The following is a 14,086-nucleotide window of genomic DNA, read 5'->3' as shown; positions in this document are numbered from 1 at the left end:
TCCCTCCAGGTCAGGTGAGTAGTCCGTGGGCCCAGGCGGCCGGGGCCAATGCCCAGCCGAGGGCCGTGCGGGTGGGCGGGTACAGCAAGAGCGCGGTCAGCAGCACCGCGGCCACCATCCGGCGGGCCGGGTGATCCAACAGCCAATCGCCGCAGCGCAGCGCGGCTTTCGTTCCGGCGGCGGCGTAGCTGTCGGCGATGGCGGCCGTGCGCAGCGGTCCGGCATCGGCCAGGTGGGAACCGCGGCGGGCGCGGTCCATCACCTCGTCCGGGGCGAGTGGGCGCTGGGTCCACATGCCCGACTGCGGCGTGAACGTCACCCGCCCCCACGCGAGCAGCGCGGAGAGGTCCACTCGGAACCGGGACGGGGCTGCCTCGGCACCATCCGGGGCGGTGGCGCTGGCGTCAGGCTCTGCGGACGCGACCTCGTCGAGGCTCTGCGCTGTGGTTTCGTCCGGCACCGGCCCGTCGTTGGGCACGGGATGGAGGTGCCGCGGCTCGGCGGCGGTGGCGTCGGAGTCCGGTGTGGACTCCTTGGCGGTCGTGTCGGGGGCAACTTCGGCGGCCATCGGTGTCACCTCCTGTTCTGTCGGTCTCGGGGTGTGCCGTTGCGGTAGATCGCATCGCCGGCGGTCAGCAGCGCCTCAATCGCGCCGGCGAGGTCGCCACCCGGCTGGTATTTCCGGGTTGCGCTGCGGACGTAGTCCCGAGCGGCATCAAGCTGCCGCAGCGGGTCACGTTCACGGCTGATGCGGTGGTCGGCCTGCGCGCGGGCACCGCGCAACGCCTTCTCGCGGCGGTAGGGTTCGGCCTCGCCGGCCGGGCGGTGCTGCCGCAGCCGCCGGCGGCCGTCGGTCCGTCCGGTGTCGACGGTGCGGTTCCGTCCGGCCACGCACCTCACCTCCTTCTGTCGTTGTCTGCGCTGGGGTTTCAGTGGTGTCGGCCGCGGGTTCCAGCGGCCTGCGCAACGCCCCGCACATTCAGTGCGGGGTGCTGCGCCAGTGCTGGACACCGAGAAGGGAAGGAATTCAGGCGGCTTCCTGGTTCGCCTGCCACGCGGCGGCCAGCGCCGTCTCCCACGTGCGGCAAGGCACGAACGACCCGTCGTGGTGGCGGTAGCCGTGCTGCACACGACCCGTCGGGTGGCCGTGCTCGTCGCGGACGGGGCGCTGCTCAACGCGCGCGACGTACCGACGTTCAGCAATGTCTGCGAGCATGGAGAGACCTGCCTTCCGAGGTTGGTGGATGAATGCGGGGCGCCTGCCGCGTCACTTGCCGGTGTATTGGCAGGCGCTTCGCGAAGCTCTGCGCTGCGTGTTCAGCGTTCGGAGGCGGCCGCGTCGGCCACGGCCCAGCCCATGAGGCACACCCAGTGCCAGGCCTGGTCCAAGGCGGGCTGGCCACCGCGTTGCCAGTACTCGGTCTTGTCCGGCACGCCGGGAATCTTCGAGAGCTTCCGGGGGAGTTCTCCGGATTCCCGGCTGCGGTCCATGACGTAGTGCGCAACGCCGGTGGCGGTGTGGCCGAGGACGAACGGCACCGGACGGGTACGGATCCCGAGCGCGGTGTTCGTGGCCAGCTGCGCTGCGGCGACGGTGAGCGTGTAGCTGCGGACGTGCCGCAGGCACCGGTGCCGGCCGTTGGCGCCGGGCTGTCCCTTCTCGAGCGGATCTTTGCCGTCGGGCCCGCCTTGGGCGTACTGGTCTCCCCACTCGTGCCCGCCGATCGCAGCGGCGAGGTTGGCGGCCAGCCGCACTCCGCGGCGGATCGTGCGCTCCTGCATGACGCTCTCTCCTTCTCTGCGCTGGGAATTCAGCGTCCGAGGAACGCTCGCGCGGTCTTGTCGGCCTCGGGACGGCCGATGCCGCCGAGCGCTTCACGGAGATACTTCTCGACGCGGTTCTTCGACGGGTTCGGCTCGAGCTCGCCGTTGGCGATAGCGGTGCGAAGCAACTGGAGCCGCTCGGCCAGCACCGGATCGTGCTTGGCGCGAGCGAACATGTCGGCGACCAGTCCGGCGCACAGGTGCCACAGCACGACCGCGGCGGTCACCAGCAGCGGGACGATGAGGTGCACCAGCGTCGATGCCAGATCCCAGCCATACCGCGTTCCCCACGGCACCACCACGAGCACGATCGACGCAGTGCACAGCGCCACGTCCATCATTACGAGGCTGCGGCCGACGGACACGCCGTTGCGGCGGGCCAGCGTCTGCACCGCCAAGCTGATCACCAACATGGCCGAGGCCATGGGCTCGATCGCGTAGCCCAACCACGACCCCTCGGCGCCGACAACGCCGAGCTTCACGGTCTGGGTCATGTAGGCCAGCGCCCCACCGATCAACGCGATCATCAGCGCAGCGCAGACCGTCCACGTGCGGTGGATACTGCCGATCGCCCGAGCCGAATCATGCAGCCGGGCCCGGGTGCGCTCAGCCCGGTCGTCCCACCACGCCCGCCAACGGGCAGTGCGCTGAGCACGCACCGCGCTTTTCGCGGACCGCTCCCGTTCTTTCCGCTGCTTCCTGCGAATGCGGTCGGCGGCCTTCTGGTCGTCCTCGTCGCGGGGAGCGGCGAACGCGCCGTCGGCCTCAACCTCGGCGAGTTCCTGGTGCAGCGCAATGCGGGTGCGGGTGTCCTCCAGCCGGCTGCGTAGTGCCTCCGTGGACAGCACCTCGCTACCCGGCTGCGGATCGGTGTCGGGAGGGGGCGAGTCGTCCCGTGTGGACGGTACGGAGAGCGTAGCCCCGGTGCGGGGCCGGTCATCGAGCACGGTCATCATCAACTCCAAACGCATGATTCGTGGCTCTGCGCAGTGGTTTCAGCGGGTTCGGCGTATCGAGCGGATGGCGAGCGTGGCGGCGCCGGCGGCGATGAGTCCGGCGCCGATCTGCACAACCAGCGCGGTCGTGGCGTACACGCCGAGCAGCACGGCCAGGACGGTGAGTGCCGCAAACAGCACCACCGGCGCGCGCGAGCTGCCGAGGTCGAGGTCGAAGTCCGTGCCGCGAAAGTCGACGACGTCGTCGTCCTCGTCCTCGACAAGCTCCTCCGCCGACTCCCTTGTGAGGTTCTGCGCTGCGGTTTCGGCATCCTGGGGCAGGTCCTCCGTGGAGGAGGAGCTCGGCGCCAGGGCGGGCAGGTCAATCGGGCGGGCTGTTTCGGTTGTCGGCGTGCTCATTGGGCCACCTCCTGGGTGCGCCGCAGGGAACGCCGCTGCTGGGGGGTGTATCCGCCCCAGATGCCGTGGTCGACGCCTCTGGTGAGTGCCTCGGCCAGACACTCGGCGGCGACGGGGCAGGTGCTGCAGATCCCTTGTGCGTAGCTCCGTGCACTGGGGCTGAGCGGGAAGAACGCCTCGGGTTCGGCCACGTGGCGGCATGCGGCGCGGTCACGCCAGTCCGGGACCGTGGGTACGGTGGTCATCGATCAGACCTCCTGTCTCTGATCTCTCAACCCCGCCGGCGAGGCACCGTCGACGGGGCTTCGTGTGTGTCGTTCCGCCGCTGTGCGCTGCGGCGATGTCGTGCCCGCCCGTGGAGTCGAACCACGACGCCCCGGCCTGCTACGAGGGGCGATCCGATGCGGGCTTAAGTCCGTCGCTGTGTCTGCTGCGCGCGCCCCTCCCGGGGCTGGCCTGGCGCGGTGTCGGCGACGCCCCACCGGTGCCGTCCGGCGGGGAGCGACGGGGACGTTGCACCGCCCTTGCCTCTCGCCCGTTCGCGTGTGCGCAGCGGCGATGGAGTGGGGCGGGCGCTCTCCCTGCGGCAGCAAGGTTCGGGAGAGCGGCACGTCCGGAAAGCCACCCACTATTCGATTCATCAAGCAGCTGTAGGCCCGGTGGCCTGGGAAACCCACGGCGAGGTCGAGGGGCACGCCGTGGGCTCCCCCGGCACCGGGGAGTGCCGGGATCAGGCGGCGCGCACCCCGTCAGGGATCGCGGGGGCGCGGCGGCGCCGGGCAGCGAGGTCGACGACCTCGGCGGGTTCGACGGGAGCGATGAGGACGGACTCGAGCGCGGCTTCGGCGGCGGCTTCGTCCGCGTCGGTGCGCAGGCTCGCGAGGATGAACGGGTCGAGATCGACGCTGCGCAGAGTGTTGGTAGGGGTGTCGATGGCCTCGCCAGCCTCGTACGCCTGGGCCAGGGTGAGGCCGATCTCGGTGGCGCACGGGGCGTACGCGTCGCGCGGATCAGGGCGGTCGCCGGTCGTCCACATCGCATCTCCTCGTCGCTGCTGTTTGTCTCGTATAGAGTTGCTAGCTAGCACAACTTCGTGTGCGTCAGCTGGCACAGACCATAGCGTGCCACCTAGCGCAATAGTCAAGTGCTGGCTAGCGAAAAATATGTTTCTGCAGCGCAGGAGGTGTAGACATGGGCTTTGAGATCCCTGAGGACGTGCTAAGTGGCGCTGTTCTCGACAGGGCCATAGCTGCCGACCAGCTGCATGCTGAAGTAGCCGAGTTTCAAAGCGAAGTCGCGCGTCACCGGCGCGAGGCGCTGGAGCAAGCGATCAGCGAGGGGTACACCAAGTCTGATCTAGGTCGTGCGCTGGGAAAACATCACTCGCGGATCGGGCGGATCCTCTCGTCTTCCCCCGCCCCGGAGCGCGCCGTGCTCTCCCCGGACGGCAGCGAGGTCACCATTTCGCTCGGCTCCAAGGAGAGCGACGTGGGTGGCAAGCCGTCAGACATGATCAGCAGGGACGCGGCGGAGGCGTACGACATCATCAAAGCTGCGTGCGACGGATTCGGTCTGTCCTGCGCACGAGAGGTTGTGCCCTCTCCTGGCTTGGTGGACCTGAACCGCGGATCGCTGGTGGTCATGGGTTCGCCGAAGGTCCTGCCCATGATTAAGCAGATCCTCGCTAGCGACCAACACGTGCGGTTCGCCGAAGACGAGCGCGGCCGGTTCCTATTCGACCAGTCCACTGGAACGGAGTATCGGTCTCCGCAGGACAACGGGAGGGCGGGCGATTACGCGTACCTCGGTCGCCTTCCTCGTCCGGACGGACAGGGGACCTTCTTGTACCTGGCTGGGATCCACGCCGCTGGAACACACGGCGTTGCGAAGCACCTCGTCGACAACCTGGCCGAGATCTACCACGAGGCACGCGCTAGACCATTCTCAATGGTCGTGCGCTGCGAATACGACGGTGACCGAGACCGCAGCATCACGAACACCGAAGCTGCCACAGAGATGTACGTGCGCTAACCCGCACGCCTTCACCAACCGGCACGTTCAGGAGCCCTGCCATGACGACTCTGACCGGATACACGCTGACCAGCGACGACGATAAGCCGAACGAGGACTGGTGGGTCGCCAGCGAAACCGTCGTGGTTGTGCTCGACGGTGCCACCATCCGCACCGACACCGGATGTGTACACGGACTCCCATGGTTCGTGCGCCAGCTCGGGTCCACGCTTTTTTCTGCAGCGCAGAACGTTGCCACCCCACTTCCGGCGGCGATCAAGCAGGCGATCGAGCACGTCGTCGACCAGCACTCAGACACCTGCGACCTGACTCATCCAGGTACTCCGTCAGCGGCAATCGGCATCGTGCGCGACACCGGCGATCGACTCGATTGGGCAAGCCTCGGCGACGTAACCGTGCTCGTCGACACCATCAACGATGGCGTCTGCGTGACCTCGGATGATCGGGTCAGCTACACAGCACAGGAGGAGCGCGCTGAGTGCGATCGGCATCTCCTCGGCACCGACGGGAAGATGGACGCGATCCACGCGATGAAGCCGAAGGAGCTGGCGGCGCGGAACGTTGAGGGTGGCTATTGGATCGCCAGCGTCGACCCGTCTGCGGCCAAGCACGCACTTACGGGATCTGTGCAGCGCAGAGCAGCGCAAAGCTTCGCCGTGTACTCCGACGGAGTCGGTCGCGCTCTCGATTTCGGACTCGCCTCCGACGCGGGTGACCTGCTCGACCAGCTCCACCGCCACGGGCCAGCACAGACGATCAATGCAGTCCGCGAGGCGGAGCGGGATGACTCTCTTGGCAAGGCCGTGCCCAGGAATAAAAAGACGGATGACGCCACGGCTGTGATCGCGAACTGTTGGAGTTGAACCTCAAGAGAACCGCCCCCGGCTGGACTTCCGGCTGGGGGCGTTCATGTGTGCGCTCGGAGATCAGTTTCGTGTTCAGTTCGGCCCGCGCTGTCACCCAGAGGGATCTGCTCGATGGTGTCCCACCAGAAGTACCCCAGCGCAGAGCCGCGGTGCACGCTCACCAGGTCCAGCGCAGAGATCTCAACTGGAGGCGCTGATGCCGGTGTTGTCGTGTCGAGGGTGTGTTGCAGCGTGTCATCGTCTGCTTCCTCTGGTCCCGTTCCGTAGGCCAGCGTGACGTGCGGGTGTTGCTCCGGCCCTGGCGGGGGCAAAATCTCCGGGCAGGCGTCCGCGATTGCCGCGCGAGTTGCAGCGCACAGCGCCTCCCACGAGGTGCTGGTGCACCAGCATTCAACGGCGCGACGCCCCACCGTGGGCAGCCCCATGGTCAACACCATCGGAGCGAGCGTGGCGTACGCACGCCGCAGGCGGGCTGTCAGGTCCTGCAGAGCACCCGAGTCGAGTTCCTCCGGGACGGCGTTGAGGCGTTGGACGGTGGCATGCGCCCACTGCGGCGGCGACCAGGCCATTCCCCAAGGGGCGGCGTCTCCTATGTGCGCCTGCACCTCCGCGAGGTGGTTCTGCACCGGCGCCCCTGGCACTGCATAGACATGTAGCTGCGGGCCTGACCAGGCTGGACCGGAGAAAAAATCATCCATCACTGATCAGCGTAGCTGGTCACGCGTTCTCTCCGCTCCGGCTGACCGTCTGGAGCCATGCGAATGCCCCGGCCGATTCGGCCGGGGCGTTACTGTTTGTGCAGCGCAGAGCGCGATCATCGTGGTTCCGGCACTCTGGCCGCAGCCGATATGACAAGGTAACTTGGAATGCGGGAACCGCTCCTCCTGCCAAGCGCGCGCAAGCACGGCGTCGCAGACGACGACATGCTGCATGCCTACCGCAACTACCTCGACGCCATCGAACAAACCGACGAGATGACCATGCTCATCGGCCCCGACCAGGCCGGACGGCTCCTCGAAGTGGGACTGCTCCAGTCCGACCGCGGTCCGGTGATCGCCCACGCCATGCCTGCCCGGCGTAAGTTCCTTCGGAGGTAACCATGCCCCGTACGCTGCAAGAAATCATTGACCACCAGGACGAGATCGCAGACGCGTTCGAACAGTACGAACCTCGCCCGAGCGACTGGAACGACCCGCAGCCTCTGGACCTGCTGCGTAACGCGGTGCGTCAGCGAGCGACCGCGGAAAGTGCCCTCGTCGACGCCGTCGCCGCAGCCCGTGAAGCCGGATACGCCTGGGGCACGATCGGGAACCTGATCGGCACAACGGGCGAGGCTGCACGCCAGCGCTACGGCAAACTCATCAACCAATAAAGCTGTGCGCTGGTCATATTTACCACCCGAGCCGACGCCGTAGCTCCTCCCACGTGACCGTGCCAGCCGGCGGCTCGCCGGTGGCGAGCGTGGCGACCACGCGCCCGCGAATGCGCTCGGCCTCGACCTGGGACACGCCGAGGCGCTGGCGCAGCTGCTCGGCGGTCGCGCCGCCGGCCGGGATATCCGGACGGGCCATCCGGTCGGCCACCCGCTGCCACAGGTCGAGCGTGCGCTGTAGTTCGTCATCGCTGCCGGAGTTGCGAGCGCGGGCGAGGTCGCCGTCGAACTGCTCCGCGGTCGCGAGGTCGATCTCGGCGATCTGATCGCGGATCGCCCGCGGGTCGCTGGCCATGCGGCCAAGCGTAGCGTGCGGCGGCGACACCGCCGGGGATTCAGATCCAGTAAACATCTTAGTAATGCGAGAGGATAGTAAAGCTCTGCGCTGCAAATAAGGAAGCCATTCCCTAACTTGCATATTGCTAGATCGATGCTATGATCAATCCACCAGCAAGGAAGGGAGCTCGTCATGCGGGTCACCGTCAGCGAGCTGAACCAGAACATCAGTGGCGTGCTGCACGAGGCCGCCAAGTCCGGCGAGCCGACGGACGTCGTGAACGGAAAGCGACGCGGCCAGCCCACCGAAGCCGTGCTCGTCTCCGCGGACCTGTGGGCCGAGATCCTGCGCGTGCCCAGCGTGCGCAAGCGGATCCGCGAGTTCACTGCCGCCAAGCAAGCCGACCAGACGGATGAGGCGGTCGACGCCGCATGATGTAATCAAGGACTTACGAGGTGCGAGTGACCGACTGGCGGGACGTGGCCGGATCGCCGGCCAACACCACGGCGGTGCCGCACCCCAAGAACAACATCGTGCGTGGTGCGTTCAACGCGTGGTGGGCCGTGGCCTGCTGCCCACTCGTTGAACGTGCTGCGCACACGGATTGAGGCGCTCGTCTGGCCTTTTCCGGGTCATCCGGTCAGCGGCACCCCAGGCAGGGGCGCATCGATCCGACCCCAGACAGAGATTTGCCCCGACACCGGATCAAGACTTTGGCCGGTCGTTCCGGTGCCGGGGCTAAGTCAGAGCCCTGGCGGCTCAACGCGTTCACAGCGTAGCGCATGCCTCTGCGGACCTCGCAACCGCGGAGCGACGCGGCGCACACGAAGGGCGCAGCGAGCCGGGCGAGGGCTCTCCGAGACGGAGAGGAGCCCGCCCTGTGGGTGGATCGTTCGACGCCTTCAAGTGGGCGAAGGACAACCGCGTCGGAAGCAGCGGCGCAAAGCTCGTGCTGATGATGATGGCCGACAAGGCCAACCAGCGCTTCGAGGTCTACGACGCGAAGACGGTGCTGGCGCAGGACTGCGAGATGTCTAAGCGCACGCTCGATGCCCAGATCCTCTACCTCGTGCAGCACGGGTTCGTGACCCAGATCGACCGTGTCCGCAGCAAGGGCACCGATGCCACGCCGCTGTGGGTGATCAACCACCCGGAGGCGCCGCACTTGCTCGGAGATCCGGTGACGCTCGACTACAAGGGCAACTTCCTCTATCCCCGCTACCCGGACCAGCTGCGGGCCGCCGGGGTCGAGTGGATCTCGGGGGGCGTGCAGGGCGCGGAACACCGCAAGTACCCCTCCATCCCCCAGGCCGAGGAGGAAGAGAACCCGGGAAATCCGGGGGTGCAGGATCTGCACCCTACGGGGATGCAGGATCTGCACCCTGAGGGTGCAGGATCTGCACCCTCCGTGGGTGCAGGATCTGCACCCCTTATCTCCACCCAACAGGGATCTCCCCCAACCAACCCAGGACGCGCGGCTGGCGCCGCTGGGGTGGTTGGAGGATCCGAACGGGCAGAGAAGACCTCGACGGGGTCGGCCAGCTCAGGCTCGTCGACACCGTCCTCGCCCCTCCCGGACACGGCTGGCGTCCGGTTCCTGCAGGCGTTCACGTTCCAGGGCCGCCGGTTCAGCAGGAAGGCGATTCGCGACTTGGTCGAGCACGTCGACGCGCTGCTGGACTCCGGGTGGACCGAGCAGGGCATCACCGACGCGATCACCGACACCACCGGTGTGGAGAAGGTGACGCGGCCGATCGGGTTCGTGCGGCAGAAGCTCGACGGGCTGGCCCCGAAGCAGCAGGCGGCGCCGAAGGATGCCCAGGCGCAGGTCGATGCGCTTATCGCGAAGGGCAACGCCGGTGCGCAGAAAGCTGCCGGCTTGCTCGGCGAGTTCTGGGATCCGGAGCAGTACCGCGGTAACGAATCCGCGCAGACCTGGATCATGCAGACCCGTCCGCGGTTGGCGGCGGAGTTCATCGAGGCTCGCCGAGCCGAGCTGGCCGCGGTGCTTGATCGCTCGGCGGCATAGAGAAGGCCACTTTGCCGCCTATTGGCTTCACAGAAGCACTGGCGGCAGTGGCCGCGACCCAACACGCCCCTCGATGGCTCGGCCGCTGCAGCGGCGTAATTTCAGTCAACATTGAAAACGACCCGGCCGGTTCCGACGCCAACGAACCCCGGCCGGGCCGATTGCAGAAAGGAATTCCGCAGTGACCAGCGTAAACGACACCACCCCCGAGCCGGCAGACACGCTCGCCGACGAGCTGCCACCGCTGGACCAGGCCGTCGAAACGGACGCTGCCCAGGCCGAGCAGTACCTCATCGGCTACGGCCTGGCCCGGCCCGGCGGACTGTCCAACACGGTGCTGTCGCTGCCGCCGGAGCACTTCTCCTCCGACGGGCACGCGGCCCTGTGGAGCCTCGCCGTGGAACGCGCCACCGCCGGTGATCAGCACGGTGACCTGATCACGCTGCAGCGCACGCTGCACGACCGCCACCCTGAGCTACCCGGCGCCGCCGACCGTGCGCAGCAGTACATGCTGAACTACGGCTTCGCCGCTGGCGTGGCCGCCACCAACGAATCCCTGGCCGAGGAAGTCACCCGCGGCCATGCCACTCGCCAGACCCGGCAAGTGCTGGTGCGCGCCTGGCAGGCGCTGAACTCCGGGCACTCGAGCACCGCCCGCGAGATCATGACCACCGTCGATCCGGACGTGGGCATGCGCGACTCGTGGCGCACCCTCGGCTCGCTCTGGGAGCAAGCGCTGACCGAAGCCGAGAATCCCGCGGCCACGATCCCGCTGCCCTGGCCGACCGTGACGAACTACTTCACCGGCGGCATGCGCTCCGGACGGATGTATGCCCTCATGGGCGCGACCGGCACCGGCAAGACCGCCGCGGCCCAGCAGATCGCCGACTGCGCAGCCAAGAACGGCCGCACCGTGGCCGCGTTCTCCCTGGAGATGGAAGGCACCGACCTCGCGCGGCGGCAGATGTCGACCTCCGCGGGCGTGTCCATGTCCGAGACGATGCGGCCCGGGCTGGACCTGACCGCCGATTCGCTGTCGCAGATCGACACGGCCCGCGCCCAGATCGCCGAGAAGATCATCGTGGACTCGACGCAGGAACTCACCGGCAGCGAGATCCGCTCGCGCGCCCGGGTGGCGGTGCGACGCCACGGCGCCGAGCTGCTGATCGTGGACTACGGCCAGCTGGTCGAGCACGAGAACCCGCGGCTGTCCGAGTACGAACGCATCGGCGAGACGATCAAGACGCTGACCGGCATGTCCCGGGAGCTGCGGGTGCCCGTGGTCGTGCTCGTCCAACCTAACCGCAACGCCCAGGTCTCCGGCCGGCGGCTGGAGCTGTTCGACGCACATGGCAGCTCCGCTATCGAGAAGTACTCCGCCGGCGCGCTCGTACTCAACACCGTCTACGAAGACGACGAAGACGGCACCCGGGCGCCCACCGGCATGGTCGACATCGACATCGCCAAGAACCGCTACGGGCAAGCGAACATGACCGTCCGGACGGTGGCCGACCTGTCGCACCAGCGGTTCGAAGAGCTCAGCAAGTAGCACGAGGGTGCAGCGTGCGGCTGAGCGAGCGCCCTGAATCGTGCCTCATCGAAGGCCCCGCCCAAGCCCTTGGGCGGAGCCTTTGGTGTCTCGAGCGCGCTTGCGTGTTCAGTGCCGACTGAAACTGCCTCGGATGCGCACCGTGCACGCGCGGGTGTTCGCGGAACCCGCACGCGGCTGCGAATGGGCTGTCCAAGCGGCCCCCGTGCACCATCGCGGCGCGACGCGCGACGCGCACGCGCGAGAGCCGGGGTTCCGCAGGGGTCCGGAACCCCGGTCGGAACCCTCCGGAACCCGCCGCGGAACCCCTCCGGAAGTCAACACAACGTGACAGGCGCACCGGAAACTGAAACCGGAATCTGATACCCTGTACGTATGACACGAGCGATGACAGTGCGGCTCGACGACGAAGCCGACCGGCAGCTCGCCGAGCTCGCCGAGGACTACCCCACCCGCTCGGCGGCCGTGCTCGACGCCATCCATGAAGCCTGGCGTCGTCACCGCGAGGACCGTCTCGACGCGGCCTACGCCGCCGCCGTGGTCGACAACCCCGCCTATCCGTATGAGGACGCCGCCGAGCGTGAGGCCATCCGTGCCCGCCGCGATCGCCGGCAGGCTGAGGCGTGACCGGCCCGCCGGTCCGCGGGCAGGTCTACCGCGCCGACATCGGCCACGGACCGAAGCCCTGGCTGGTGGTGTCCAACAACGGCCGCAACCGCCACACCCACGACGTGCTCGCCGTGCGGCTGACCACCACCGAGCGGCAGCTGCCCACCTGGGTCGAACTCGGCGCGGACGACCCGCTCGGCGGACGCATCAATGCCGACAACATCGAGACGCTGAGTCGCGGTGAGCTGGGCGAGTACCTCGGCGCGCTCACCCCAGCGACCATGACCGCCGTGGACCGGGCGCTGTGCACCGCGCTCGGCATCGAGTAGCACCCTCGACCAAGGAGCAGCACATGGCTACCCCCTGGCGCATGAACCCGGACGAGCTGGAACACCGCATGGGCCGGATCTATGACCAGGCCTACAAGGACTGGGACAAGGCCAAGGAGGGATCGCCTGAGTGGCACGAGGCGGCGCAGACGATGGCGCTTGTCGCGCAGACCGCGATGCAGGCCCAGGCGATGCAGTCCAAGCGCTGACCGCTCCCGAACACGCAGCGGCCCCTCCCCGAGATCGGGGAAGGGCCGTTTTGCCGTCCAGAATCGCCATACAGCGGCGATCACCGCCGCGCCGGACCCGAGGGTGGGCCGAAACGGCACAAACGATCTCAGTCGTCGATGTCGGCCGGGTCGACACCGGCCGCGGCTGCTACCTCCGCGACTGGCATCCCGGTCTGGTCCGCCACCCGTCGGACGATCACCCGCGCCTGGTCGTGGGGCACGGCGCCGTCTCCGATGAGTCGCCGCGCTTCCGCCGCCCGGGTGTCGGCCTTCCGTAGCGCGGCGACCCACGCGGTGAGTTCGGCCCGCACCGTTTTCGCGTCCTGCGTCCATTGCACGCGCCTGCCGGCACCCGCCTCCGGGGCGCCCGCCTGACCGGAAGGCGGGACCGGGGAGTCGGGTGCCGGCACCCGGTTCTCGGGTCCCGGATCCGGGGTTTCGCCTTCCGCCTTCCGCCTGCCGGGTGCCGGATCCCGGTTGTCGCCTGCCGGGTGCCGGGTCCCGGAATCCGACTCCCGGGTCCCGGAGCCCGCGCGCCCGACACCCGGGTGCGCGGAACCCGCGTCCGGACGCGCGGGACCCGCGCGCCCGCGCGAGGAACCGTCATCACCTCTGGTCACGGCCGCGTCAGGCTCGTGCTGCTGCTGGTCCGAGTCAGACTCGGCGGCATCCGGCGCGGCCGGATGCCGCCCGGAAAGTTTTGATTTCCGTCGCGGTTCCAACGCCATCAGCCACGCACCCCCTCACCGACCAGGCGGCGCGCGAACCGGTCGTAGGTCTCCGCGAGGTTCCGCAGCCGCGCTTCCCGGGCGACGTCCAAGCCCACGCCGGCGTTCACGTGATCCGAGATCGGTGCCCACATCGGCACACGCTCACCTTCGGCCAGCCATCCGGACTCGCCGTAGTACTCCGCGAGGTCTGCCGCCACCCGCTTGTTCTGCGCGGTGCCGCGCCAGCCGTTCACCAACGGGCCGGCCACCGTCAGCGCGGAGTTGTGGTGTTTGGCCACCAGGTCGATCGTGTTGTGCAACTCGGCCAGCCCGTCCGCTGACCACTCTTCAGCCTGGGTGACGACGAGTGCCGTGTGCGCTGCGGTCAGCGCCGCAACCAGCAAACATCCCAGGCTCGGCGAGTTGTCGATCAGCACCACGTCGTAGTCCTCAACGGCCGGCGCGAGCGCGTCCGCCACCACCCGTTCACGGCCGAACCGCATCGAATCGATCAAGTCCGCCGCTTCCGTAAGCCGGGACGTGCTCGGCGTCGGCGCCAGCTCCACCCCGTCCCAGATCGTCGCCACAACCGTCTCGGTCAACGCGACCGCGGAACCGGGGGCGATCGCATCGGCCACACCGGCCGCGTCCTCGGCGAGGTCATCTGCGGAGAGCGCGGATGTGGCGTTGCCCTGCGGGTCCAGGTCGACCACGAGCACGCGCAACGCCAAGCGGGCCAACGCGCGCCCCAGGTTGATCGTGGAGGTCGTTTTCCCGACCCCACCCTTCTGATTACATGTGGCCACGACCAGCGACTGGCCGGGCCGGATCTCGATATCGCTCAT

23 protein-coding genes are annotated in these 14,086 nt (G+C 68.2%); 11 read left to right on the top strand and 12 right to left on the bottom strand.

What is annotated here, in order from left to right:
- Positions 1-10: 10 nt before the first annotated feature.
- The 8 genes from ACVGV0_RS23205 to ACVGV0_RS23170 all read right to left on the bottom strand — a co-directional run bounded on the left by ACVGV0_RS23205 (position 11) and on the right by ACVGV0_RS23170 (position 4,215).
- Positions 11-568: a hypothetical protein gene (locus tag ACVGV0_RS23205; RefSeq protein WP_459160185.1), complete on the bottom strand. Its 558-nt coding sequence runs from the start codon at positions 566-568 to the stop codon at positions 11-13.
- A 5-nt stretch (positions 569-573) separates the two neighbouring features.
- Complete coding sequence (locus ACVGV0_RS23200) at positions 574-891, bottom strand: hypothetical protein (protein WP_459160184.1); 318 nt, start codon at positions 889-891, stop codon at positions 574-576.
- A 136-nt stretch (positions 892-1,027) separates the two neighbouring features.
- On the bottom strand, positions 1,028-1,216 hold the full coding sequence (locus ACVGV0_RS23195; RefSeq protein ID WP_459160183.1) for a hypothetical protein: 189 nt from the start codon (positions 1,214-1,216) through the stop codon (positions 1,028-1,030).
- A gap of 101 nt (positions 1,217-1,317) precedes the next feature.
- On the bottom strand, positions 1,318-1,782 hold the full coding sequence (locus ACVGV0_RS23190) for a hypothetical protein (RefSeq protein ID WP_459160182.1): 465 nt from the start codon (positions 1,780-1,782) through the stop codon (positions 1,318-1,320).
- A gap of 29 nt (positions 1,783-1,811) precedes the next feature.
- Positions 1,812-2,780 carry a hypothetical protein gene (locus tag ACVGV0_RS23185; protein ID WP_459160181.1) on the bottom strand — a complete coding sequence of 323 codons (969 nt, stop codon included), beginning with the start codon at positions 2,778-2,780 and terminating at the stop codon, positions 1,812-1,814.
- Positions 2,781-2,819: 39 nt separating this feature from the next.
- Entirely contained in the window at positions 2,820-3,179 is a 360-nt protein-coding gene (locus tag ACVGV0_RS23180) for a hypothetical protein (RefSeq protein ID WP_459160180.1), read from the bottom strand.
- The gene (locus tag ACVGV0_RS23175) at positions 3,176-3,424 is read right to left on the bottom strand and encodes a WhiB family transcriptional regulator (RefSeq protein WP_459160179.1); all 249 of its coding nucleotides are present in this window, start codon (positions 3,422-3,424) and stop codon (positions 3,176-3,178) included. Before ACVGV0_RS23175 ends, ACVGV0_RS23180 begins: the two co-directional genes overlap by 4 nt.
- Positions 3,425-3,909: 485 nt before the next feature.
- Positions 3,910-4,215: a hypothetical protein gene (locus ACVGV0_RS23170; RefSeq protein ID WP_459160178.1), complete on the bottom strand. Its 306-nt coding sequence runs from the start codon at positions 4,213-4,215 to the stop codon at positions 3,910-3,912.
- 155 nt (positions 4,216-4,370) lie between these two features.
- On the opposite strand from ACVGV0_RS23170, the gene ACVGV0_RS23165 reads away from it, so the two are divergent.
- Entirely contained in the window at positions 4,371-5,210 is an 840-nt protein-coding gene (locus ACVGV0_RS23165) for a sigma-70 family RNA polymerase sigma factor (protein WP_459160177.1), read from the top strand.
- 41 nt (positions 5,211-5,251) lie between these two features.
- The gene (locus ACVGV0_RS23160) at positions 5,252-6,073 is read left to right on the top strand and encodes a hypothetical protein (RefSeq protein ID WP_459160176.1); all 822 of its coding nucleotides are present in this window, start codon (positions 5,252-5,254) and stop codon (positions 6,071-6,073) included.
- Between the two features lie 44 nt (positions 6,074-6,117).
- Here ACVGV0_RS23160 and ACVGV0_RS23155 read toward each other — a convergent pair whose 3' ends face one another.
- Entirely contained in the window at positions 6,118-6,774 is a 657-nt protein-coding gene (locus ACVGV0_RS23155) for a 2'-5' RNA ligase family protein (protein WP_459160175.1), read from the bottom strand.
- Positions 6,775-6,942: 168 nt separating this feature from the next.
- Here ACVGV0_RS23155 and ACVGV0_RS23150 point away from each other — a divergent pair, with 168 nt between their 5' ends.
- Positions 6,943-7,173, top strand: a complete 231-nt coding sequence (locus ACVGV0_RS23150) for a hypothetical protein (protein WP_459160174.1) — start codon at positions 6,943-6,945, stop codon at positions 7,171-7,173.
- 2 nt (positions 7,174-7,175) lie between these two features.
- Positions 7,176-7,448 (top strand): hypothetical protein, encoded by a 273-nt coding sequence (locus tag ACVGV0_RS23145; RefSeq protein ID WP_459160173.1) that lies wholly within the window; start codon positions 7,176-7,178, stop codon positions 7,446-7,448.
- Positions 7,449-7,467: 19 nt separating this feature from the next.
- Here the strand turns inward: ACVGV0_RS23145 and ACVGV0_RS23140 are convergent, their stop codons facing one another.
- The gene (locus ACVGV0_RS23140; protein WP_459160172.1) at positions 7,468-7,803 is read right to left on the bottom strand and encodes a DUF6247 family protein; all 336 of its coding nucleotides are present in this window, start codon (positions 7,801-7,803) and stop codon (positions 7,468-7,470) included.
- A gap of 174 nt (positions 7,804-7,977) precedes the next feature.
- On the opposite strand from ACVGV0_RS23140, the gene ACVGV0_RS23135 reads away from it, so the two are divergent.
- The 7 genes from ACVGV0_RS23135 (at position 7,978) to ACVGV0_RS23105 (ending at position 12,510) form a co-directional block, all read left to right on the top strand.
- Positions 7,978-8,220 (top strand): hypothetical protein, encoded by a 243-nt coding sequence (locus ACVGV0_RS23135; RefSeq protein WP_459160171.1) that lies wholly within the window; start codon positions 7,978-7,980, stop codon positions 8,218-8,220.
- A 26-nt stretch (positions 8,221-8,246) separates the two neighbouring features.
- Positions 8,247-8,393, top strand: coding sequence for a hypothetical protein (locus ACVGV0_RS23130; RefSeq protein ID WP_459160170.1), 147 nt, complete (start codon positions 8,247-8,249; stop codon positions 8,391-8,393).
- A gap of 272 nt (positions 8,394-8,665) precedes the next feature.
- Positions 8,666-9,814, top strand: a complete 1,149-nt coding sequence (locus ACVGV0_RS23125) for a hypothetical protein (RefSeq protein WP_459160169.1) — start codon at positions 8,666-8,668, stop codon at positions 9,812-9,814.
- Positions 9,815-9,995: 181 nt separating this feature from the next.
- Positions 9,996-11,363, top strand: a complete 1,368-nt coding sequence (locus ACVGV0_RS23120) for a DnaB-like helicase C-terminal domain-containing protein (protein ID WP_459160168.1) — start codon at positions 9,996-9,998, stop codon at positions 11,361-11,363.
- A 375-nt stretch (positions 11,364-11,738) separates the two neighbouring features.
- A complete protein-coding gene (locus ACVGV0_RS23115; RefSeq protein ID WP_459160167.1) occupies positions 11,739-11,990 on the top strand; it encodes an antitoxin in 252 nt (83 codons plus the stop codon).
- Positions 11,987-12,301, top strand: a complete 315-nt coding sequence (locus ACVGV0_RS23110; protein WP_459160166.1) for a type II toxin-antitoxin system PemK/MazF family toxin — start codon at positions 11,987-11,989, stop codon at positions 12,299-12,301. The genes ACVGV0_RS23115 and ACVGV0_RS23110 overlap by 4 nt, the downstream gene beginning before the upstream one ends.
- A gap of 23 nt (positions 12,302-12,324) precedes the next feature.
- The gene (locus ACVGV0_RS23105) at positions 12,325-12,510 is read left to right on the top strand and encodes a hypothetical protein (protein WP_459160165.1); all 186 of its coding nucleotides are present in this window, start codon (positions 12,325-12,327) and stop codon (positions 12,508-12,510) included.
- A gap of 128 nt (positions 12,511-12,638) precedes the next feature.
- Here the strand turns inward: ACVGV0_RS23105 and ACVGV0_RS23100 are convergent, their stop codons facing one another.
- Together ACVGV0_RS23100 and ACVGV0_RS23095 are read right to left on the bottom strand one after the other, a co-directional pair.
- The gene (locus ACVGV0_RS23100; RefSeq protein WP_459160164.1) at positions 12,639-12,869 is read right to left on the bottom strand and encodes a hypothetical protein; all 231 of its coding nucleotides are present in this window, start codon (positions 12,867-12,869) and stop codon (positions 12,639-12,641) included.
- 389 nt (positions 12,870-13,258) lie between these two features.
- The gene (locus tag ACVGV0_RS23095; protein WP_459160163.1) at positions 13,259-14,086 is read right to left on the bottom strand and encodes a ParA family protein; all 828 of its coding nucleotides are present in this window, start codon (positions 14,084-14,086) and stop codon (positions 13,259-13,261) included.

The organism is Salinifilum ghardaiensis, from assembly GCF_054491345.1.
This window is presented reverse-complemented; position numbering and strand designations above follow the sequence as displayed.